A 19,616-nucleotide genomic window follows, 5' to 3' on the forward strand; every position below is an offset into this window, starting at 1 on the left:
GGCGCAGTGTAGAGCATTTCTCAGGCAAGTTTTTCCAGGATCTTCCACACCATGATGCCGAGGATCGACAACATGCCGAGCCACATCAGCAGCACGCCCCAGTTGCGCTCGCGGTTGCTGAAGCCGATGGTCAGCAGGATCAGGCCGGCCAGCACCGGGAGGAACATCGATTGAAACGCAGACATGCGCAAGGTCCTTCTTCTTCCTCGGAAAGGTCACGCAAGAGCATAGGCGCAAAACGAGCGAAGCGGCTTGATCGGCATCACGGATCGGGAAAAGGGCGGGGGCTGCAAAGCAGCCCCAAACCTGACTTACGGCAGCTCGCGGCTGCGATAGAAGGCGGTCAATACCTTGACCAGGTGAGCGAGGTCCTGGCTGCCGCACAGCTCGCGGATCGAGTGCATGGCGAAGGTCGGCAGGCCTATGTCGACGGTGCGCACGCCGAGGTGGCTGGCGGTGATCGGGCCGATGGTCGAGCCGCAGCCCATGTCGCTGCGCACCACGAAGCTCTGTACCGGGACTTCCTCGGCCATGCACAGGTGGCGGAAGAAACCGGCGGTTTCGCTGTTGGTGGCGTAGCGCTGGTTGTTGTTGACCTTGATCACGGGACCTGCGTTGAGCTTGGGCCCGTGGTTGCCGTCGTGCTTGTCGGCGTAGTTGGGGTGCACGCCGTGGGCGTTGTCCGCCGAGACCAGCAGCGAGCGCTGGATGGTGCGCACGTACTCGTCGCCGTCCGGCAGCAGGCGCTGCAGGGTCTGTTCCAGCATCGGGCCGTCGGCACCGCAGGCCGAGCAGGAGCCGACTTCCTCGTGGTCGGTACACACCAGCACGCTGGTTTCGTCGCTGTCGGCAGCGAGCAGGGCCTGCAGGCCGGCGTAGCAGGACAGCAGGTTGTCGAGGCGCGCGCCGGCGATGAACTCGCCGTGCAGGCCGACCAGGGCGGCGTCTTGTGTGTCGTAGAAGCTCAGTTCGTAGTCCAGCACCACGTCGGCGTTGAGGCCGTGTTCGCGGGCCAGTTGCTCGGTGAGCAGGGCGCGGAAATCGACGCGCTCGTCGCCGGCGACCTGGGCCAGGATCGGTGGCAGTTCGGTCTGCGGGTTGATCGCCCACCCTTCGTTGGCGGTGCGGTTGAGGTGGATCGCCAGGTTGGGGATCACAGCGATCGGCAGCTTGAAGTCCACCAGGGCGCTTTCCACCTTGCCGTCACGGCGGAAGGTGACACGGCCGGCCAGCGACAGGTCGCGGTCGAACCACGGTGCGAGCAGGGCGCCGCCGTAGACTTCCACACCCAGTTGCCAGAAACCATGGCGTTGCAGCTCTGGCTGCGGCTTGACCCGCAGGCACGGACTGTCGGTGTGGGCGCCGACCAGGCGGATGCCGTCGAGCAGCGGGGAATGGCGGCCGAGCTTGATGGCGATGATCGAGGAATCGTTGCGGGTCAGGTAGTAGCGACCACCGGGCACCGTGGCCCAGCTGTCGCGCTCGTCCAGGCGCTGGTAGCCGGCCGCTTCGAGGCGCTGGGCCAGGCTGGCGGTGGCGTGGAAGGGCGTTGGGGAGGCTTTGAGGAATTCAATCAGGCCTTGGTTCAGGGCGTCGCGCATAAGTCACTCCAGACAGCAGTGGGCGCGAGTTTAGCGCAGATGGTCTGGGAGCGACATGGCCGGATCCGAGGGTGATGCTGATGGCCTAATCGCTGGCAAGCCAGCGATCGGGGTCACCTCAGAACGGCGCCGGGCACTCGAACTTCAGGCGCTCACCCGTCACCGGGTGGGTGAAGCTCAGCATCGAGGCATGCAGGCACAACCGCTCATGGGCCGCCAGCGCCTCGGGATTGGCGTACAGGCGATCACCCAGCAACGGATGCCCGATCGACAGCATATGCACGCGCAACTGGTGCGAGCGCCCGGTGATCGGTGTCAGCTCGACTCGGCAATGATCGCCACGGCGCTCGACGATGCGCCAGAAGGTCAGGGCATGCTTGCCCTGCTCGTGATCCACCACATGCCGTGGCTTGGTCGGCGGGTCGTAGCGCAGCGGCAGGTCGATGCTGCCGCTGTCCCGCGCCGGTTGGCCCCAACACAGCGCGGTATAGGCCTTCTCGGTCTCGCGGTCGTGGAACTGGCGCGACAGCTCGCGGTGGCTGTCGGCGTCGCGGGCGAGGAGGATGATCCCCGAGGTTTCCCAGTCCAGGCGATGGACGATCAGGGCGTCGGGATAACCGTTTTCCTGCAGGCGGGTGATCAGGCAGTCCTTGTTGTCCTCGGCCCGGCCGGGCACGGAGAGCAGCAGGGTGGGTTTGTTGATCACCAGGATGGCGTCATCCTGGTACAGGATTTCGACGTTGGACAACGGCATTGCGTGTTCTCTGCAAACGCCAACGGCGACGGTCAGGTCCAGGCTCTGCAGCCTGGCCCCGGCCGTCGCCGTGGCAGGTGACCCGGGACGCTTCAGGTGCGTTCGGGCAGGGTGATGTTGAGTTCGAGAATCGAGCAGCTGCCCTGGTTCTCCAGCGCCACCTGCACGTCATCGTTGCCGATGTTGACGTACTTGCGGATCACTTCCAGCAGTTCCTGTTGCAGCGCCGGCAGGTAGTCCGGGGTGCTGCGCTGTCCGCGCTCGTGCGCCACGATGATCTGTAGACGCTCTTTCGCCACCGACGCGGAACTCTGTTTTTTGCTGGCACGAAAGAAGTCAAAAAGGTTCATGGGTCAATTGCCTCCAAACAGGCGCTCGAAGAATCCCTTCTTCTGTACGTCGAGGAACCGGTGTTCCACGGTTTTGCCCAGCAGGCGGTCGACCGTGTCGCTGTAGGCCTGGCCAGCATCGCTCTGGTCGTCGAGGATGACCGGGACGCCCTGGTTGGAGGCCTTGAGCACGGCCTGGGATTCGGGAATGACACCCAGCAGCGCGACGGAGAGGATTTCCTTGACGTCTTCGACGCCCAGCATCTCGCCCTTGCTCACGCGCTCGGGGTGGTAACGGGTGATCAGCAGGTGTTCCTTGATCGGGTCTTCGTTGCGCTCGGCGCGGCGCGACTTGCTGGCCAGCAGGCCGAGCATGCGGTCCGAGTCACGCACCGAGGAGACTTCCGGGTTGGTCACGACGATGGCTTCGTCGGCGAAGTACATCGCCAGGTGCGCACCCTTCTCGATGCCGGCGGGGGAGTCGCAGACCACGTAGTCGAAGGTTTCCTTCAGTTCCATCAGGACCTTCTCGACGCCTTCCTGGGTCAGGGCGTCCTTGTCGCGGGTCTGGCTGGCTGCCAGTACGTACAGGTTTTCCAGGCGCTTGTCCTTGATCAGGGCCTGCTGCAGGTTGGCTTCGTTGTTGACGACGTTGACGAAGTCGTACACCACGCGGCGTTCGCAGCCCATGATCAGGTCGAGGTTACGCAGGCCGACGTCGAAGTCGACGATCACAGTCTTGTGCCCGCGCAGCGCGAGGCCGGTACCGATGGCGGCACTGGTGGTGGTCTTGCCCACACCACCCTTGCCGGAAGTCACCACGAGAATCTTGGCCAAGGTGTATCACCCCTAAAAATGATGAAAATGGACGCGTGGTCCCAAAATACAAAAAACGGCAACTAACTGATGAAGTTGCGCGGAAAATGGCGGCAGTATCCGTTAAAGGCGGGTGATGTTCAACACGTCACCGGACAGGCTGACCTGCACCCCGGCGCCCCACAGCGGATCGCGTCGCAGGTCTTCGGATACCTTGTACTGCCCGGCGATGGAGACCAGCTCGGCGGTCATCTGCTGGCAGAAGATCCGCGCCTTGGTATTGCCTTTTATGCCCGCGAGGGCGCGACCGCGCATTGGCCCGTACACATGGATGTTGCCATCGGCGAGAAGTTCCGCGCCCGGGCTGACCGCCGACACCACGACCAGATCGCCTCCCTGAGCATAGATCTGCTGGCCGCCGCGTACAGGCGAGGTGATGATCTTTGTCGGGCGCACCGTCGGCTCAGGCGGCGGAGGCGGTGGCGCGGGTGCCGGCTCGGGCTTTTTCACCGGCTCGATTTCCACCGGGTCCACCGGCCGTTCGCGGGCGCCGGATGGCGGCAGCACCGGCAGGTCGATGGCGATGGCGGCGGCGATGTCCTCGATGCGGCTGGCGCGGATGGCCAGGGTGCGCAGGCCGTGCTGGCGGCAGATGCGCATCATGCCGGGCAGGTCGACGCTGCCTTCGCCGGCCGGCAGCTTGTCCAGCGCCAGCACCAGCGGCGTGTTGCTGAAGAAGTTGGGCGCCTGGGCCACCTTGGCCGCCAGCTGCCGGTCGAGTCCATCGAGGTCGTTCCGGGCAAGCTCCAGCACGGTGATGGCGAGCATGCTGCCCTTGAGCTGGAACACGGGGGCTTGGTCTGGCGTCTGGCTTTGGCTCATGGTCTGCGTCGAGGCGGCTTTGTTGCGAAAAGTGCCCAGACTTATAACGAGAACGCCGGTTAGCCGCAACCCACGTGGAACCGTTGTAGAATGCCCGGCCTTTTTCTTTCCGGAATCTTTAATGGATCGCCCGCGTTTTCAACCTCGTTTCCTGCACCCGCGTTTCTGGCCACTGTGGCTGGGGCTCGGCTTGCTGTGGCTGATCGTGCAGCTGCCATACCCGGTTTTGCTGGGGATCGGTCGTGCCCTCGGTGCCGTGATGTACCGCGTCGCCGGTTCCCGGCGGGCAATCGCGGCGCGCAACCTGGAACTGTGCTTCCCGGAGTTGCCGTCCGTCGAGCGGACCCGCCTGCTCAAGGAAAATTTCGCCTCCACCGGCATCGCCTTCTTCGAAATGGCCATGAGTTGGTGGTGGCCAAAGGCCCGTCTGGCGCGTCTGGCGCACATCGAGGGCCTGGAGCACCTTCAGGCGGCGCAACGTGATGGCCAGGGTGCCATCCTGATGGCCTTGCATTTCACCACCCTGGAGATCGGCGCGGCGCTGCTCGGTCAGGTGCACACCATCGACGGCATGTACCGCGAGCACAAGAACGCCCTGTTCGACTGGGTCCAGCGCCGCGGTCGCGAGCGCCACAATCTCGACTCGCTGGCGGTGGAGCGCGAGGATGTGCGCGGCATGCTCAAGCTGCTGCGTTCTGGTCGCGCCATCTGGTACGCACCGGACCAGGACTACGGCGCCAAGCAGAGCCTGTTCGTACCGTTGTTCGGCATCCAGGCGGCGACGGTCACCGCCACCACCAAGTTCGCCCGCCTGGGCAAGGCTCGGGTGATTCCTTTCACCCAGGAGCGTCTGGCCGACGGTAGCGGCTATCGCCTGGTGATCCACCCGCCGTTGGCGGATTTCCCCGGTGAGACCGAGGAAGCCGACTGCCTGCGCGTCAACCAGTGGATCGAGCAGGCCCTGCGCGAATGCCCCGAGCAGTACCTGTGGGCGCACCGGCGCTTCAAGTCGCGCCCGCCCGGGGAGCCGAAGCTGTACAAGAAGTAGCCACGGTTCATCGTCAATCCAGGGAGTACGCGCATGGCAGCAGCAGAACCGGTCACCGGCCTGATCCTTTCCGGCGGCGGTGCCCGTGCCGCTTATCAGGTCGGGGTCCTGGCGGGCATCGCCGACCTGCTGCCGCACGGCGCGGCCAATCCCTTCCCGGTGATTGTCGGTACCTCGGCCGGAGCGATCAATGCGGTGACCCTGGCCAGTGGCGCGTTGCAGTTCGCCGAGGCGATCCGCCGCCTCACCGCGTTCTGGCAGGGCTTTCGCAGCCACCAGGTGCTGCGCAGCGACTGGCCCGGCGTGGTGCGCCAAGCCAGTCGCTTCGTCGGTCACAGCCTGCTCGGCCTGGGCCGGCAGGTGCCAGTGGCGTTGCTCGACAGTTCGCCGTTGCGCGGCCTGCTCACCGAGCATCTGGACCTCGGCGGGATCGGCCATGCCATCGAGCAGAAGCACCTGCGCGCGGTGGCGGTGACCGCGTTCGGCTACGAGTCGGGGCAGGCGGTGACCTTCTATCAGGGGCGTGGCGCCATCGACCCCTGGCTGCGTCATCGCCGCATTGGCCTGCCGACGCGGCTGAGCATCGAGCACCTGTTGGCCAGCTCGGCGATCCCGCTGCTGTTCGCGCCGGTCAAGCTGGGGCATGAGTACTACGGGGATGGCGCGGTGCGCCAGTCGGCGCCGATCAGCCCGGCGCTGCATCTGGGGGCCAATCGCATCCTCGTGGTAGGGGTCAGCGGCAACCCGCGAGGGCCGGCGGACACCATGCCCCATGCGCGGGTCTACAGTGGGCAGCCGCCGAGCCTTGCGCAGATCGGCGGACACCTGCTCAACAGCACCTTCATTGACAGCCTGGAAGATGACCTGGAGTTGCTTCAGCGGCTCAATCACCTCAGCCATCTGATCCCCACGCAGGAACGGCCGCAGCGCCTGGGGCTGGCGCCGGTGGAGGTGCTGGTGGTCGCGCCGAGCCAGCCACTGGACGAGATCGCGGCACGTCATCGGCGCGAGTTGCCGGCGGCATTGCGCCTGTTCCTGCGCGGGCCGGGGGCGACGAAGACGAGTGGGGCGGGGGTGCTCAGTTACCTGTTGTTCGAGGCGGGGTATTGCAGCGAGTTGATCGAGCTGGGACGGCGGGATGCGCTGGCCAAGAGTGCCCAGCTTCGCGGGTTCCTGGGCTTACCGGGAAACCACGCCTGAATCGTGATGCGTTGTTGTCTGGCCTGACGTAATCGCTGGCTTGCCAGCGATGGCGATGGTGAATCCACCATCGCAGCGTCAGTCACTCGGCAATCTGCAGCTTGCGCGACTCGGTATAGACGTACCGCACCTTCTCGTACTCGAACGGCGAGTTCATCTGTCCATAGCGGAAGTTGGTGGTGTAGCGCTTGTCGATGGCGCGCAGTACCCAGATTTCCGGGTGGTCGCTGCTGACCTCGGCGACATTGAGGAAGTTGATCTGGTTCTCCGCACCGTAGTCCACCACCAGCCCACCGGTATCACGCAGGTTCGACGGACCGAGGATCGGCAGCACCAGATACGGCCCCGCTGGCACGCCATAGACCCCCAGGGTCTGGCCGAAGTCCTCGTTCTGCTTGGGCAGGCCCATCTTCGCCGCCGGGTCCCACAAGCCGAACACGCCGATGGTGGTGTTCAGCAGCAGGCGTCCGGTGATCTCCATGGAGCGCTTGCCTTTGAATTGCAGCAGGCTGTTGAGCAGGTTGGGCACATCGCCCAGGTTGCTGAAGAAGTTGCTCACGCCACTGCGCAGGAATTCGGGTGTGACGTAGCGGTAGCCGTTGACCACCGGCAGGAACACCCATTGGTCGAAACGGTAGTTGAAGTGATAGACCCGGCGATTCCACGACTCCAGCGGGTCGTAGACTTCGAGCGCGTCGAGGGTCGCCCGCTCGAACTCGCGCTGGTCCAGCCCGGGGTTGAACTTGAGCTCCTTCAGTGGCTCGGTGAAGCCGTCGGTGTCGAGGGCACTGGCCGCCGGGGCGGGCTCGTCGGCGAAGGCCGGCGCAGCGGCCAGCAGCAGGGCGGTGATCAGCAGGCGTTTAACCACGGAAGAACTCCAGCATGGCGTCGCTGTTGACGCGGTAGTTGAGGTTGCCGCAATGGCCGCCATGGGGATAAAGGGTCAGCCGGTCGCCGAAGGTCTTGCGCAGGAAACCGATGTCGCCGGGGCCGAGGATCACGTCGTCGGCGTTGTGCATCACGGCGATCTTCGGCGTCTTGCTCAGGTAGTCCTGCAGAGCGTAGAGGCTGACCTGGTCGATCAGTTGCAGCAGGCTGCCGCCATCGGTGCGGGCGCGCCACATGGGAATCACCTGCTCGGTCAGGTAGCAGTCGAAATCGCATTGCAACGCGCGTTTGAAGAACGGCGTGAGGCTGCTGCCCTCGGTGATCGGGAATTTCGGCGGAATGATCAGGCCGCGGCGGTTGATCAGGTCCGAGGTAAAGGCGATGTCGGCGGCGGAGAAGCGGAACGAGCTGCCAATGAGCATGGCCATCTGTTCGTTGGACAGGTGCTGGCGGGACTGCTGGAAGTCGTAGAGCAGGGCGTCATTGAGGTCGATGTAGCCCTTCTGCTGGAAGTAGCGGGTCAGCTTGTTGAGCACCAGTTCGTAGAAGTTGGTGTGGCTGTTGACGCCCTTGACCTCGGTCTGCACCAGGCGGTCGAGGTTGGTGATCGAGGTGTACAGGTTCACCGGCGGATTGAGCAGCAGCACGCGCTTGAAGTTGAAGCTGCGCCGGGTCTCGTCGAGATGGGCGACGAAAGCCGCGTCGAGAGCGCCGAGGCTGTAGCCGCTGAGGTAGAACTCCTTTACCGGCAGGCGCGGATGCTGGGCGCGCACGCCTTGCATGACCCGGTACAGGTCCTCGGCGTCCTCGCTGCTGATCCCCGGTGTGGCGAAGCGCGAAGCGGCGCTCATAAAGTCGTAGCTGGTCGGTGAGGACAGCTGCACCACATGGAACCCGGCCTTGTAGTAGAGGCGCTTGAGGTACTCGTTGATGCTCGCGTTGTACGGTGCGCCGGTGCCAGCGATCAGGAAGATCAGCGGCGCCTCGTGGTCCTGGCGCGCCAGGCGGTAGGTCAGCTTCTTCACTGGCCAGAAGTTGTCCGGCAGGATGAATTCGCGCTCGGGACGCATGTTCAGGGTGTAGTCGTTCTGGGTGATGTCATCGTCCGTGGGCAGCTCGGGACGCAGGTCCGGCGGCGTGGTGGCGATGGTCGCCTCGAAGGGGTTGGTCAGTGGATAGCCATAGGTGGCGGCATCGATATCCGCCGCCGCCGCGGCCGCACTCAGCAGTAGGCTGCCCAGCAGGGCAGCGAGGCGCAGTGGTCGAAACATGACGGATCCCCGGAAAAAGACAAAAAACGCATTGCACCCTAGGACACTTGTGTGACGGAAGAAGTTGCCAAGTGCCACTGTCTTTGTTGTCCCGGATGTTGCCGCGCCCGACGCAAAGGCTGCAACAACGGGTTGCATTTCTCTCCGGGTTAAAAATAGTCGAGGTGGGCGCTTTCGCCTTGCGCAGACGGCCTGAGGGATTATGCTGGCCACCGATTTTTCTGACTTTGGAGTACCCCATGTCCCAGCGTTTGCCGCTGATCGCCTTGCTGCTGTTCATTCCGCTCTGGCTGGCCGCCAGCTATGGCGTGCGCTACGGCTTCATGGAGGACCCGCAGTGGGTCGGGGTCTGTGCGGGGCAGGTGCAGGTTTGGGAGTGCGGGGTGCGCTCGACCCTGGGGTTGACCATTCACTTCCGCATTCTGGCGTGGGTTGCCCTGGGGCTGGCCGTGGTCGCCAGCTTCGTGCCGCGGCGGCCGGGGTGGTGGCTGGCGGTGCTGGCGCTGGTGGCGGGGATTCCGGCGTTGGTGCTGTATACGGCGAGTATCGCGGTGTTCGCGGTGGTGCTGGCGGGGTTGAGGCTGGTCCGGAAGGCTTGAGGGTGACCTTGCTGGCCTCATCGCGGGCAACGCCCGCTCCCACAGGTTTTGTGTCCGACGCGGACATTGTGGGAGCGGGCGTTGCCCGCGATGAGGCCCGAAAGACTTACCGGGTCCTCAGGCATCTCCACAAGGCCGCAGCCATCGCCACGCTGACCACCGCCCACATCCAGGCCTGCTGGTTCTGTAACCCTTCCCGGTACAACTGCGGCGCAATCCCCACACCGACGATGAAGGTCAGCAACGCCACCTCCGCCCGAGGCACCCTTACCGGTCTTAGCAGATACACCAGCGCCGGCACCACGAACGCCGCACTCGGGAAGCTGCGATAACGCGGATCGAATACCAGCGCCAGCACGCTGACCGCCGCCGCGAAGCCTGCCGCCATGACCCACCAGCCCGCCCGCGCCTCCAGCCAGCCAAACACCCGCTCACGCCAGCCCTCGCGATACGCCAGGGCCAGTGCGCCATGGGCCAGTACCAGCAGGTTCAGCCCCACCAGCACCGCCACCCACAGCCATTCACCCATGAAGCGGCTGTTGGTCCGCGCCAGTTCTCCCCACAGGCCGAGGCTTGCCGCACCGATCGCCGCCAGCAGCGGCAGGGCCAGTGCATTGCGTGTCCCCCTTACCGGCCCGGCCAGCACCAGTACGCCGATAAACAGCGCCACCCCGGCGGTCAGCCACTGCGGCCACAGCGGCAGGTTGCTCACCGGCCCTTCGAGTACGCCCTTGTCCTGGCGATCTGCGTCGTACAGTCCCCAGTAGCCGCCAACCGCACCTTCGCTGGCGCGCTTCCACGGCTGGTCGAAGGCTTCGATCAGGTTGTAGTGCCAGCCATTCTTTTCGGCCATGGCCACGAAGCCACGGATGAAGCGCGCTTCGTTGACCCGGCTGGGCAGGGCGGTCTCGCGCTGGCGACCTTCGCTGGGCCAGCCGGTCTCGCCAATGAGGATGTCCTTGGGCGCGAACTTGTTGCCGAACACCTGGCGGATCTCGCCGACATGGGTCAGGGCATCGTCGATGCCGCGCGGATCGTCTTCCCAGTACGGCAGCAGGTGGATGGTCAGGAAGTCCACCGCCGGGGCGATCTGCGGATGCTGCAACCAGAATTCCCAGACATCGGCGTAGGTCACCGGCACCTGGACCTGGCTTTTCACCTGGCCGATCAGCTCGGCCAGGCGATCGCCGGTGACTTCCTTGCGCAGCAGTGTCTCGTTGCCGACGATCACCGCACGGACCACGTCCGGGTTGGCGTTGGCCGAGGCGATCAGGGCCTTGATCTCCTTGTCGGTATCCACCGGGTTGCCGTTGACCCACGCCCCCAGCATCACCTTCAGCCCGTACTTGCGGGCGATGGCCGGGATACCTTCGAGGCCGGTCATGGAATAGGTGCGGATGCACTCGAAGCGTTTCGACAGCAGCGCCAGGTCGGCGTCGATGCGCTCCGGGCGCAGGGTGAAGGGTTGGTCGAACGGCGACTGGTCCTTGTCGAACGGGGTGTAGGAGGCGCACTGCAGCTTGTGCGTGGCACTGGCGGCGTCGGGCAGCACTACCGGTTTGCCGAGCCCGTACCAGAGCCCGGCGAGGGCGAACAGGCCGAGCAGGCAGGCGAACAGGTAGGGCGGCAGCGCAAAGCGGGCAGTCGAAGGCATGGAGCGGTCCGGTGAGGCAACAAAGCCGCCAATACTACCTGCAAACGCCTGCGGATTTTTCCTTGGCATGCAAAGTTCGGACAGCTTTTGCGCAAGGCCCGGTGAACCGGGTAGATGCTGGCCAGACGGTGTCGTTTCTCGATGTTTCGAGGTCGCTGACAGAGCAGGATCATCGCGTCCCGGGGTTGATGATGGACGCCATCAGTACTCCGCTGATGCGGTCCTGGTCCAGGCTTTATGGCGTGAAGGGGGCGCCGTGCACCAGAACAAGACGTAGCCCGATCTGCGTCGGGCGCTTGACTCTATCCGTGAAGCGACAAGGGGAAGCTTTGATGAAAATGCGACGACTCCTGGGGGCGGGCACCGCCCTGGTATTGGCATTCAGCGCCGCGCAGGCGATGGCCAAGGAAGTGAGTATCGGTTATGTCGATGGCTGGTCCGATAGCGTGGCGACCACTCATGTGGCGGCCGAGGTCATCAAACAGAAGCTGGGGTACGACGTGAAACTCATGCCGGTGGCTACCGGCATCATGTGGCAGGGTGTCGCCACCGGCAAACTCGACGCCATGCTCTCCGCCTGGCTGCCGGTCACCCACGGCGAATACTGGGCCAAGAACAAGGACAACGTGGTCGACTACGGCCCCAACTTCAAGGACGCCAAGATCGGCCTGATCGTCCCTGAATACGTCAAGGCCAAATCGATCGAGGATCTCAAGACCGATACCAGCTTCAAGCAGAAGATCGTCGGCATCGACGCCGGTTCGGGTGTGATGCTCAAGACCGACCAGGCGATCAAGGACTACGACCTGACCGGCTACAAGCTGACGGCCAGTTCCGGTGCAGCGATGACGGCCGAACTGGGACGTGCAGTGAAGAAAAACGAATCCATCGCCGTGACCGGCTGGGTTCCGCACTGGATGTTCGCCAAGTGGAAACTGCGCTTCCTCGAAGACCCGAAAGGCGTGTACGGCGCCGCCGAAACCGTGAACAGCATCGGCAGCAAGGAACTGGCAACCAAGGCTCCGGAAGTCGCCGAATTCCTGAAGAAGTTCTCCTGGCAGTCGAAAGACGAGATCGGCGAGGTCATGTTGGCCATTCAAGAGGGCGCAAAGCCTGAAGCCGCCGCCAAGGACTGGGTTGCCAAGCACCCTGAGCGCGTCGCCGAATGGACCGCAAAATAATGGCCTGATGCCTCTATCCTGAACCTTTCAGGGCCGCCCCCCGGTTTTCCGGCGGGCGGCCTTGTCGTTTCCGGGTTGTTACGGCGTTCGCAAAACACTTTTACATCTAAGACTAAGGTCGTCTGGAGCGCGTTCATGGGCAGCATAAAGTGGTGACGGGTTCTACCTAATCTGTGCTGCGAGGACAAAAACAATGAACGACAGCATTTACCTCTCGATACAAAACAGCCCGCGGTTCAAGGAGCTGGTGTCAAAACGTGAGCGGTTCGCCTGGATTCTCTCGGTGATCATGCTCGGCCTGTACTCTGCCTTCATCCTCCTGATTGCCTACGGTCCCCAGTTGCTGGGCACCAAGATCAGTGCCGGCTCTTCGATCACCTGGGGCATTCCCCTCGGTGTGGGCCTGATCCTCTCGGCATTTGTGCTCACCGGCATCTACGTACGTCGTGCCAACGGTGAGTTCGACGAGCTGAACAACGCAATCCTCAAGGAGGTTCAGCAATGATCCGGCGTGTACTGGCAACCCTGGCCATCGGCGCGTTCGCACCCGCCGTCTGGGCCGCCGACGCCCTTACCGGCGAGGTACAGAAACAACCGCTGAACGTCGCGGCGATCATCATGTTCGTCGCCTTCGTCGGCCTGACCCTGTGCATCACCTACTGGGCCTCGAAGAAAAACAACTCGGCATCCGACTACTACGCCGCCGGCGGCAAGATCACCGGCTTCCAGAACGGCCTGGCGATCGCCGGCGACTACATGTCCGCGGCGTCCTTCCTGGGGATTTCCGCGCTGGTGTTCACCTCCGGCTACGACGGCCTGATCTACTCGATCGGCTTCCTCGTCGGCTGGCCGATCATCCTTTTCCTGATCGCCGAGCGCCTGCGCAACCTGGGTAAATACACCTTCGCCGACGTGGCCTCGTACCGCCTCGGGCAGAAGGAAATCCGTACCCTGTCCGCCTCCGGCTCGCTGGTGGTGGTGGCCTTCTACCTGATCGCCCAGATGGTCGGCGCCGGCAAGCTGATCCAGTTGCTGTTCGGCCTCGATTACCATGTCGCGGTGATCCTGGTGGGTATCCTGATGTGCCTGTATGTGCTGTTCGGCGGCATGCTGGCTACCACCTGGGTACAGATCATCAAGGCAGTGCTGTTGCTCTCCGGTGCCAGCTTCATGGCGCTGATGGTGATGAAGCACGTCAACTTCGACTTCAGCCAGCTGTTCTCGCAAGCCATCGCCGTGCACCCGAAAGGCGAGGCGATCATGAGCCCCGGCGGCCTGGTGAAGGATCCGATCTCGGCCTTCTCCCTCGGCCTGGCGCTGATGTTCGGTACCGCCGGCCTGCCGCACATCCTGATGCGCTTCTTCACCGTGAGCGACGCCAAGGAAGCCCGCAAGTCGGTGTTCTACGCCACTGGCTTCATCGGTTACTTCTACATCCTGACCTTCATCATCGGCTTTGGCGCGATCCTGCTGGTCAGCACCAACCCGACCTTCAAGGATGCGGCTGGCGCTCTGATCGGCGGCAACAACATGGCGGCGGTGCACCTGGCCGACGCGGTAGGCGGCAGCATCTTCCTCGGCTTCATCTCGGCCGTGGCCTTCGCCACCATCCTCGCGGTAGTTGCCGGCCTGACCCTGGCCGGTGCCTCGGCGGTGTCCCATGACCTGTACGCCAGCGTATGGCGCAAGGGCAAGGCCAACGACAAGGACGAGATCCGCGTGTCGAAGATCACCACCATCGCCCTGGCGGTACTCGCCATCGGCCTGGGCATCCTCTTCGAAAGCCAGAACATCGCCTTCATGGTCGGCCTGGCGTTCTCCATCGCGGCCAGCTGCAACTTCCCGGTGCTGCTGCTCTCGATGTACTGGAAGAAGCTGACTACCCGTGGCGCCATGATCGGCGGCTGGATGGGCCTGATCAGTGCCGTGGCGCTGATGATCCTCGGCCCGACCATCTGGGTGCAGATCCTGCATCACGAGAAGCCGATCTACCCGTACGAGTACCCGGCGCTGTTCTCGATGCTGATCGCCTTCATCGGTATCTGGTTCTTCTCGATCACCGACAAGTCCAAGGCTGCTGAAGACGAACGCGCGCTGTTCTTCCCGCAGTTCGTCCGTTCCCAGACCGGCCTGGGCGCCAGTGGTGCGGTTTCCCACTGATCGCTGATCCGCAATGAAAAAAGACGGCCCTTAATGGGCCGTCTTTTTTTATCCGCAGGTCAGGTCATATGTAGCCGAGCAACAGCAATATCAGCAGGACGATCAGCACCGTGCCGATGATCCCCGACGGCCCGTAGCCCCAGCTTCTGGAGTGCGGGAAGACCGGCAGGCCGCCGATCAGCAGGAGGATCAGGATGATGATCAGGATTGTGCCCATGACGGATTCCTCTGGTTTCGGTCGGATGGGCAGACCTGCTGTTCAGGTCCGCTTGTTGTTGTGATTGTCGCCGGGAGCAGAAAGTTTAATCGGTGTGTCTTCGAGGGCCTCATCGCTGGCTTGCCAGCGATGAGGCCCTCGAAGACACACCGAAAAACCTCGAGGCTTTGCCCCCGCCATTCAGCAACCTGATAGCCCTCCAGCCCCCGCAAACCCTTCGCTACACTGCCCCTCACCATCACGAAACACACAAGGCAACCGTCTATGCACAACCGCATGATGATCACCGGCGCCGGCTCCGGACTGGGGCGCGAGATCGCCCTGCGCTGGGCCCGCGAGGGCTGGCAACTGGCATTGAGCGACGTCAGCGAGGAAGGACTGCGCCAGACCCTGGCCATGGTCCGCGAGGCCGGGGGCAGCGGCTTCGTGCAGCGCTGCGACGTGCGCGACTACAGCCAGCTGATCGCCCTGGCCCAGGCCTGCGAGGAGCACCTGGACGGCATCGACGTGATCGTCAACAACGCCGGTGTTGCCTCCGGCGGCTTCTTCGCCGAACTGTCCCTGGAGGACTGGGACTGGCAGATCGCGATCAACCTGATGGGCGTGGTCAAGGGCTGCAAGGCCTTCCTGCCGCTGCTGGAGAAGAGCAAGGGCAAGATCATCAACATTGCCTCCATGGCTGCGCTGATGCAGGGGCCGGCCATGAGCAACTACAACGTGGCCAAGGCCGGCGTGGTCGCACTGTCGGAAAGCCTGCTGGTGGAACTGCGCCAGCTCGACGTGGGCGTGCACGTGGTCTGCCCGTCGTTCTTCCAGACCAACCTGCTGGACTCCTTCCGCGGCCCGACCCCGGCCATGAAGGCCCAGGTCGGCAAGCTCCTGGAAAGCTCGCCGATCAGCGCCAGCGACATCGCCGAGTACATCTACCAGCAAGTGGCCCGCGGCCAGTTCATGATCCTGCCCCACGAGCAGGGCCGCATGGCCTGGCACCTCAAGCAGCATGACCCGCAGGCGCTCTACGACGAGATGGCCAGCATGGCGGAAAAGATGCGCGCCAAGGCCCGCCCCGGGCAATCCTGAGGCCGTCGATCGGGTATCCTCGGTGTTTTGCCAGTACCGGGGATACCTGTGACCAACTACCTGCTGTTCTTCCTCGCCGCGGTCTTCGAGATCGCCGGCTGCTACGCCTTCTACCTGTGGCTGCGGCTGGACAAGAGCGCCTGGTGGATCGCCCCGGCGCTTCTCAGCCTGACCCTGTTCGCCCTGCTCCTGACCCGCGTCGAGGCGGCCTACGCCGGGCGCGCCTATGCCGCCTACGGCGGGATCTACATCGTCACCTCGCTGCTGTGGCTGGCCTTCGTCGAGAAGGGCCGTCCGCTGGCCAGCGACTGGCTCGGCGCGCTGTTCTGCGTGATCGGCGCGACGGTGATCCTGCTGGGGCCGCGGTTTCACCAGGCGGGCTGAGTTTGTAGGTCGTTTCCGTAGGTCCTGTCTGGCGGGTCTGTAGGACGCCTCTATTTGTCGATCAGAGCATTGAAGCGGACTACACCGACGGCCAGTCTCCGATTTCATCTTGAAACGGAGGATTCGGGAATGCTGGTCATAGGACGCGAGATTGGCGAGGTCATCAACATTGGCAACGACATCAAGCTCAAGGTGATCGCCGTGGACGGCGGCACCGTGCGCTTCGGCATCAGCGCGCCGCGCAACGTGGAGATCCATCGCGCGGAGATCTATCGGCGGCTGGAGGAGGAACTGCGCAAGCAGAAGGCTGGCTGATCAGTCGAACAACTCCTTGGGTACCTCGTGCCTGGGCAGCAGCTGGCATTGCTGGCTGTCCAGGTCGAAGAGGATGAACGCCTGCCCCTTGGCCAGTGCCTGGCGCACCCGCAGCACGCGGGTTTCCAGCGGGGTGTCGTCACCGTTGTCGGTGCCGTCGCGGGTGACGAAGTCCTCGATCAGGCGGGTGAGGGTTTCGGCTTCGAGCTGGTCGTAGGGGATGAGCATGGGGCTAGGTCTGCTTTGAATTGATGGCACATGCTACCTGCTTTGTTGCCCTCAAGATCACATCAATCTTTCCTGCCAAGCACCTCATCCACCGTCGGCACCCGGGTATCACTCTCCATCTGCGCATCATGCTCCAGCTGATGACTGAAGCGCTCCAGCGAACTCCCCGCCGGATGCGAATCTGCGGCGAACACCGGCGGGCTTAGCAAGTAAGCACCAAGCAGCCGGCTCAAGGCCGCCAGGCTGTCGATATGGGTACGCTCATAGCCATGGGTCGCATCGCAGCCGAACGCCAGCAACGCCGTGCGGATATCGTGCCCGGCGGTGATCGCCGAATGCGCATCGCTGAAGTAGTAGCGGAACAGGTCGCGCCGAACCGGCAGCTTGTGCTCGCCGGCCAGCTTCAGCAGGTGGCGCGACAGATGGTAGTCATAGGGCCCTGACGAATCCTGCATCGCCACGCTCACCGCATGCTCGCTGGACTGCTGCCCCGGCGCGACCGGGGCGATGTCGATGCCGACGAACTCGCTGACATCCCAGGGCAGGGCACCCGCCGCGCCGGAACCGGTTTCCTCGGTGATGGTGAACAGCGGGTGACAGTCGATCTGCGACTGCTGGCCGCTTTCCACCACCGCCTTGAGAGCCGCCAGCAATGCGGCGACCCCGGCCTTGTCGTCCAGGTGACGGGCGCTGATATGCCCGCTCTCGGTGAACTCCGGCAACGGATCGAAGGCGACGAAATCCCCCACGTTGATGCCCAGCGACTCGCAGTCGGCGCGGGTCGCGCAATAGGCGTCCAGGCGCACCTCGATGTGTTCCCAGCTCACCGGCATCTGGTCGATGGCGGTGTTGAAGGCGTGCCCGCTGGCCATCAGCGGCAGGACGCTGCCGCGCAGCACACCGTTGTCGGTGAACACGCTGACCCGGCTGCCCTCGGCGAAACGGCTCGACCAGCAGCCCACTGCTGCCAGGCCAAGGCGGCCGTTGTCCTGCAGGCAGCGCACGCTGGCACCGATGGTGTCGAGGTGGGCGGAAACGGCGCGGTCGGGGGAGTTGCGCCGGCCCTTGAGGGTGGCGCGGATAGTACCGCGGCGGGTCAGCTCGAAAGGGATGCCCAGTTCTTCCAGGCGTTCGGCGACATAGCGCACGATGGTGTCGGTGAACCCGGTCGGGCTGGGGATCGCCAGCATTTCCAGGAGGACTTTCTGCAGGTAGTTCAGGTCCGGTTCGGGTAGTGGTTCGGACATGGGCACTCCTTGAGTCATAGCGTCGGCCGGCTGTGTGGGAACAGCAGGTCGATGAAGCGTTCGGCAACGGGTTGCGGCTCGTGGTTGGCCAGGCCGACCCGTTCGTTGGCTTCGATGAATACGTAGTCCGGCTGGTCGGCGGCGCTAACCATCAGGTCGAGGCCGACCACCGGGATATCCAGTGCGCGGGCCGCCTGGACCGCCGCCTCGGCCAGCACCGGGTGCAGGCGCGCGGTGACGTCTTCCAGGCAGCCGCCGGTGTGCAGGTTGGCGGTGCGCCTGACTGCCAGGCGCTGCCCGGCCGGCAGCACGCTGGCGTAGGTCAAGCCTGCGGCCTGCACCGTGCGCAGGGTCTCGTCGTCCCGCGGGATACGGCTTTCCCCGCCGGTGGCGGCCTGGCGCCGGCGGCTCTGCGCCTCGATCAACTGGTCGATGCTGTGCAGGCCGTCGCCAACCACTTGCGCCGGATGACGGATCGCCGCGGCGACCACTTCGAAACCGATCACCACGATGCGCAGGTCGAGGCCCTCGTGGAAGCTTTCCAGCAGCACCCGGCTGTCGAAGCGGCGGGCCTGCTCGATGGCCTGGTCGAGCTCTTGCGAGGTGCTCAGGTTGACCGCCACGCCGTTGCCCTGTTCGCCATCCACCGGCTTGACCACCACGGCGCCATGCTCTTCGAGGAAGGCCAGGTTGTCGTCGGTCTCGCCCGCGAGTTGCTGCGCTGGCAGGCGTAGTCCGGCGCCAGCCAGGGTGCGGTGGGTCAGTTGCTTGTCCTGGCACAGGGTCATGCTCACCGCGCTGGTCAGGTCGCTCAGCGACTCGCGGCAGCGCACCCGGCGCCCGCCGTGGTTGAGAGTGAACAGCCCGGCATCGGCATTATCCACCTGCACGTCGATGCCGCGCCGGTAGGCTTCCTCGACGATGATCTGCGCATAGGGATTGAGCCCGGCTTCCGGGCCCGGGCCAAGGAACAGCGGCTGGTTGATGCCGTTCTTGCGCTTGACCGCGAAGGTCGGGAGGTTGCGGAACCCCAGCTTGGAATAGAGACGCTTGGCCTGGCGGTTGTCGTGCAGCACCGAGAGGTCGAGGTGGCTGAGACCGCGGCTCATGAAGTGTTCGATCAGGTGGCGCACCAGGACTTCACCGACCCCTGGCCGGGTGGTGTTGGGGGCCACCGCCAGGCACCAGAGGCTGCTGCCCAGTTCCGGGTCGTCGAAGGCTTTGTGGTGATTGAGGCCCATGACGCTGCCGATCACCGCGCCGTTGTCCTCGTCCTCGGCCAGCCAATACACCGGTCCGCCGAGGTGTCGCGGGGTGAGCAGGGCGGTGTTCACCGGGAGCATGCCGCGGGTCTGGTACAGGGTGTTGATTGCCTGCCAGTCCTCGTCGCTCTGCGCGCGACGGATACGGAAGCCGCGAAACACCCGGCTGGCCGGGCGGTAGTCGCTGAACCACAAGCGCAGGGTGTCCGACGGGTCGAGGAACAGCTGTTGCGGGGCGTGGGCCAGCACCTGTTGCGGTGCGGCCACATACAGGGCGATATCCCGTTCACCGGGACGTTCTTCGAGCAGCGCGGCGGCCAGTTGCGCAGGCTCCGGCCAGGTATGCCCGATCAGCAGCCGGCCCCAGCCGCAGTGCAGGGCACGCGGCTGGTCGCTGGGCTCGTTGCCTTCTCCGGCCAGGCGCGCCTGCAGACGTTCGTAGGAGGGCGACTGGCCGCGCAGCAGGCGCTGGCCGTAGGCGGTTGCGTGGGCTTTCATCG

22 protein-coding genes are annotated in these 19,616 nt (G+C 64.3%); 9 read left to right on the top strand and 13 right to left on the bottom strand.

All coding sequences use genetic code 11. The annotated features are described in order from the left end of the window. Nucleotides 1–20: 20 nt before the first annotated feature. The 6 genes from AC5QPF_RS08215 to minC all read right to left on the bottom strand — a co-directional run bounded on the left by AC5QPF_RS08215 (nt 21) and on the right by minC (nt 4,382). On the bottom strand, nt 21–185 hold the full coding sequence (locus AC5QPF_RS08215) for a hypothetical protein (RefSeq protein ID WP_458975689.1): 165 nt from the start codon (nt 183–185) through the stop codon (nt 21–23). A 126-nt stretch (nt 186–311) separates the two neighbouring features. Then, the gene (locus AC5QPF_RS08220) at nt 312–1,601 is read right to left on the bottom strand and encodes a M18 family aminopeptidase (RefSeq protein ID WP_494962759.1); all 1,290 of its coding nucleotides are present in this window, start codon (nt 1,599–1,601) and stop codon (nt 312–314) included. 118 nt (nt 1,602–1,719) lie between these two features. Beyond that, nucleotides 1,720–2,355 carry an RluA family pseudouridine synthase gene (locus AC5QPF_RS08225; protein ID WP_494962760.1) on the bottom strand — a complete coding sequence of 212 codons (636 nt, stop codon included), beginning with the start codon at nt 2,353–2,355 and terminating at the stop codon, nt 1,720–1,722. Nucleotides 2,356–2,447: 92 nt separating this feature from the next. Beyond that, nucleotides 2,448–2,705 carry a cell division topological specificity factor MinE gene (gene minE / locus AC5QPF_RS08230; protein WP_458975692.1) on the bottom strand — a complete coding sequence of 86 codons (258 nt, stop codon included), beginning with the start codon at nt 2,703–2,705 and terminating at the stop codon, nt 2,448–2,450. A 3-nt stretch (nt 2,706–2,708) separates the two neighbouring features. Further along, nucleotides 2,709–3,521: a septum site-determining protein MinD gene (gene minD / locus AC5QPF_RS08235; protein ID WP_075803762.1), complete on the bottom strand. Its 813-nt coding sequence runs from the start codon at nt 3,519–3,521 to the stop codon at nt 2,709–2,711. A 102-nt stretch (nt 3,522–3,623) separates the two neighbouring features. Continuing rightward, entirely contained in the window at nt 3,624–4,382 is a 759-nt protein-coding gene (gene minC, locus AC5QPF_RS08240; RefSeq protein WP_330075323.1) for a septum site-determining protein MinC, read from the bottom strand. Nucleotides 4,383–4,503: 121 nt separating this feature from the next. Here minC and AC5QPF_RS08245 point away from each other — a divergent pair, with 121 nt between their 5' ends. After that, on the top strand, nt 4,504–5,430 hold the full coding sequence (locus AC5QPF_RS08245) for a lipid A biosynthesis lauroyl acyltransferase (protein ID WP_494962761.1): 927 nt from the start codon (nt 4,504–4,506) through the stop codon (nt 5,428–5,430). A 33-nt stretch (nt 5,431–5,463) separates the two neighbouring features. Beyond that, a complete protein-coding gene (locus tag AC5QPF_RS08250; protein ID WP_494962762.1) occupies nt 5,464–6,630 on the top strand; it encodes a patatin-like phospholipase family protein in 1,167 nt (388 codons plus the stop codon). A gap of 82 nt (nt 6,631–6,712) precedes the next feature. Here the strand turns inward: AC5QPF_RS08250 and AC5QPF_RS08255 are convergent, their stop codons facing one another. Both AC5QPF_RS08255 and AC5QPF_RS08260 read right to left on the bottom strand, forming a co-directional pair. Further along, entirely contained in the window at nt 6,713–7,498 is a 786-nt protein-coding gene (locus tag AC5QPF_RS08255) for an MlaA family lipoprotein (RefSeq protein ID WP_494962763.1), read from the bottom strand. Continuing rightward, nucleotides 7,491–8,789, bottom strand: coding sequence for a serine/threonine protein kinase (locus tag AC5QPF_RS08260; RefSeq protein WP_494962764.1), 1,299 nt, complete (start codon nt 8,787–8,789; stop codon nt 7,491–7,493). Before AC5QPF_RS08260 ends, AC5QPF_RS08255 begins: the two co-directional genes overlap by 8 nt. Before the next feature lie 239 nt (nt 8,790–9,028). Here AC5QPF_RS08260 and AC5QPF_RS08265 point away from each other — a divergent pair, with 239 nt between their 5' ends. Then, entirely contained in the window at nt 9,029–9,388 is a 360-nt protein-coding gene (locus AC5QPF_RS08265; protein ID WP_494962765.1) for a hypothetical protein, read from the top strand. Nucleotides 9,389–9,494: 106 nt separating this feature from the next. Here the strand turns inward: AC5QPF_RS08265 and AC5QPF_RS08270 are convergent, their stop codons facing one another. Continuing rightward, the gene (locus AC5QPF_RS08270; RefSeq protein ID WP_494962766.1) at nt 9,495–11,042 is read right to left on the bottom strand and encodes a glycoside hydrolase family 17 protein; all 1,548 of its coding nucleotides are present in this window, start codon (nt 11,040–11,042) and stop codon (nt 9,495–9,497) included. Between the two features lie 332 nt (nt 11,043–11,374). On the opposite strand from AC5QPF_RS08270, the gene AC5QPF_RS08275 reads away from it, so the two are divergent. The 3 genes from AC5QPF_RS08275 (at nt 11,375) to AC5QPF_RS08285 (ending at nt 14,383) form a co-directional block, all read left to right on the top strand. Next, entirely contained in the window at nt 11,375–12,223 is an 849-nt protein-coding gene (locus AC5QPF_RS08275; RefSeq protein WP_494962767.1) for a glycine betaine ABC transporter substrate-binding protein, read from the top strand. Nucleotides 12,224–12,416: 193 nt separating this feature from the next. Continuing rightward, nucleotides 12,417–12,728: a DUF485 domain-containing protein gene (locus AC5QPF_RS08280; RefSeq protein WP_494962768.1), complete on the top strand. Its 312-nt coding sequence runs from the start codon at nt 12,417–12,419 to the stop codon at nt 12,726–12,728. Next, complete coding sequence (locus AC5QPF_RS08285; protein WP_494962769.1) at nt 12,725–14,383, top strand: cation/acetate symporter ActP; 1,659 nt, start codon at nt 12,725–12,727, stop codon at nt 14,381–14,383. The genes AC5QPF_RS08280 and AC5QPF_RS08285 overlap by 4 nt, the downstream gene beginning before the upstream one ends. Nucleotides 14,384–14,447: 64 nt before the next feature. Here AC5QPF_RS08285 and AC5QPF_RS08290 read toward each other — a convergent pair whose 3' ends face one another. Continuing rightward, nucleotides 14,448–14,600 carry a DUF3309 family protein gene (locus tag AC5QPF_RS08290; RefSeq protein ID WP_095155470.1) on the bottom strand — a complete coding sequence of 51 codons (153 nt, stop codon included), beginning with the start codon at nt 14,598–14,600 and terminating at the stop codon, nt 14,448–14,450. Nucleotides 14,601–14,864: 264 nt separating this feature from the next. Between AC5QPF_RS08290 and AC5QPF_RS08295 the strand changes: the two genes are divergently transcribed. The 3 genes from AC5QPF_RS08295 (at nt 14,865) to csrA (ending at nt 16,379) form a co-directional block, all read left to right on the top strand. Continuing rightward, nucleotides 14,865–15,680: an SDR family oxidoreductase gene (locus AC5QPF_RS08295; protein ID WP_494962770.1), complete on the top strand. Its 816-nt coding sequence runs from the start codon at nt 14,865–14,867 to the stop codon at nt 15,678–15,680. Nucleotides 15,681–15,728: 48 nt separating this feature from the next. Next, on the top strand, nt 15,729–16,064 hold the full coding sequence (locus tag AC5QPF_RS08300) for a YnfA family protein (protein ID WP_494962771.1): 336 nt from the start codon (nt 15,729–15,731) through the stop codon (nt 16,062–16,064). A gap of 129 nt (nt 16,065–16,193) precedes the next feature. Continuing rightward, on the top strand, nt 16,194–16,379 hold the full coding sequence (gene csrA / locus AC5QPF_RS08305; protein ID WP_494962772.1) for a carbon storage regulator CsrA: 186 nt from the start codon (nt 16,194–16,196) through the stop codon (nt 16,377–16,379). On the opposite strand, the gene AC5QPF_RS08310 is transcribed toward csrA, so the two are convergent. The 3 genes from AC5QPF_RS08310 to ngg form a co-directional block, all read right to left on the bottom strand. Then, nucleotides 16,380–16,607 (bottom strand): YheU family protein, encoded by a 228-nt coding sequence (locus AC5QPF_RS08310; protein ID WP_494962773.1) that lies wholly within the window; start codon nt 16,605–16,607, stop codon nt 16,380–16,382. 62 nt (nt 16,608–16,669) lie between these two features. Next, nucleotides 16,670–17,854: an osmoprotectant NAGGN system M42 family peptidase gene (locus tag AC5QPF_RS08315; RefSeq protein WP_494962774.1), complete on the bottom strand. Its 1,185-nt coding sequence runs from the start codon at nt 17,852–17,854 to the stop codon at nt 16,670–16,672. Nucleotides 17,855–17,868: 14 nt separating this feature from the next. Continuing rightward, complete coding sequence (ngg, locus tag AC5QPF_RS08320) at nt 17,869–19,614, bottom strand: N-acetylglutaminylglutamine synthetase (protein WP_494962775.1); 1,746 nt, start codon at nt 19,612–19,614, stop codon at nt 17,869–17,871. Nucleotides 19,615–19,616 lie beyond the last annotated feature (2 nt).

It is taken from the genome of Pseudomonas sp. Con_6 (assembly GCF_059379395.1).